This window comes from Streptomyces sp. NPDC001732 (assembly GCF_053596315.1).
Genome location: NZ_JBSFFY010000192.1, coordinates 1 through 1,742 on the forward strand (window position 1 = coordinate 1; position 1,742 = coordinate 1,742).

At 76.4% G+C, this 1,742-nt stretch carries 1 protein-coding gene; it reads right to left on the reverse strand.

Annotated elements, in window-relative coordinates:
* Positions 1 to 1,742, reverse strand: a 1,742-nt coding sequence (locus ACWCXX_RS41290; protein ID WP_451136455.1) for a non-ribosomal peptide synthetase, incomplete at both ends; no start/stop codon positions are given.

The window sequence follows — 1,742 nt, forward strand, 5'->3', positions numbered from 1 at the left end:
CGATCCGGACGCACCATCGGCACCAACGCCGCACGCCCACCCACCGACGAACCCACCACACGCTCCGCCAACAACACCACCGTCTGCGCATCGAAGATGTCCCGGAAGGGCAGCTCGATGCCGAACATGGAGCGGACGCGGCTCACCAGGCGGGTGGCCAGCAGGGAGTGACCGCCCAGGTCGAAGAAGCTGTCGTCGATCGACACCGACTCCACCTTGAGCAGTTCGCAGAACAGGTCGCACAGGGTCCGCTCCACCTCGTTGCGAGGGGCGCGGGCGGTGCTGCGCTGCGGCTCGGGCAGCGCGGCCCGGTCGATCCGGCCGTCCGCGGTGTGCGGAAGCGCGTCGAGCTCCATGTAGTGCACGGGCACCGCGTGGTGCGGCAGCAGGGCCGCGGCGTGCGCCCGCAGCGTCTCGGCGTCCGCGGGGGCCACCGGGTCGGCGGGCACGTGGTAGGCCACCAGCTCGACGGCGCCCGAGGGTCCCGGGCGCGCGGCCACTGCCGCGGCTCCGACGGCGTCGTGGCCGGCCAGGACGGCTTCGACCTCGCCGGGCTCGACGTCCCGGCCGTCGACCGTGATCCGGTCGTCGGTGCGGCCCAGGAGCTCGATCGTCCCGTCCCGGGTGATCCGGGCCAGGTCGCCGGTGCGGTGGAGCCGGGAGCCGGGCGGGCCGTAGGGGTCGGCCACGAACCGCTGCGCGGTCAGGTCGGCCCGGCCCCGGTAGCCGTGCGCCAGCTGCACGCCGCCGACGTAGAGTTCCCCGGCGCTGCCCGGGGGCAGCGGGGTGAGGCCGGCGTCGAGCACGTAGGCGCGGGTGTTCCAGACCGGGCGGCCGACGGACGGGTAGGCCTCTTCGGTCCCGGTCGCGCCGGACCCCGCGGTGATGGCGGACGACGTCTCCGTCGCGCCGTGCAGGACGTGCAGTTCCGCCTCGGGCAGGAGCAGCCGGAAGCGTTCGCGCAGCTCGGCCGTCAGGGGCTCGCCGCACAGCACCCGGCGCAGTCCGGTGCACCGGGCGGCCTCGGGCTCGGCGAGGAACGCCTCCAGCATGGCGGGGGCGAAGTGCGCGGTGGTCACGCCCTCGCGCCGGATCGTCCGGGCCAGGGCGACCATGTCGCGGTGGCTGCCGGGGGCGGCGGCCACCTGGGCGGCGCCGGTCACCAGCGGTGCGAGCAGTTCCCAGACCGACGTGTCGACGTCGGCGGGCGCCTTGTGCAGCACCCGGTCGTCCGGGCCGAGCCCGTGGGCGTCCCGCGTCCACAGCAGCCGGTTCACGATGCCCCGGTGCGGCACGAGGACGCCGCGCGGGCGGCCCTCCGGGTCGGCGGTGTGGATCAGGTAGGCCGGGGACTCGGGCAGCGGGCCCGGCAGTCCGGCGACGGGCAGGGCGGCGGCCTGCTCCTCGGTGGCCGGGTCGTCGAGCACGAGGACCGGCTCCTTGCGCTCCCGGAGCGCGGCGGGGCCGTCCTGGACGGTGACGGCCGCGGCGGGCGCGGCGTCGTCCAGGAGGGCGCGGATCCGCGCGGCCGGGTGGTCCGGCTCGATCGGCAGGCACACCGCACCGGCCCGCAGCACCGCGAGGTGCGCAACGGTCTGTGCGGCCGAGCGCGGGACGGCCACGGCGACGGTGTCGCCCCGCCGGACGCCGCGGTCCACCAGCAGCGCCGCCAGCCTCGCCGAGCGCTCGTCGAGTTCCGCGTAGCTGAGGCAGGCGTCCTCGGCCACCAGCGCGGGGTGCTC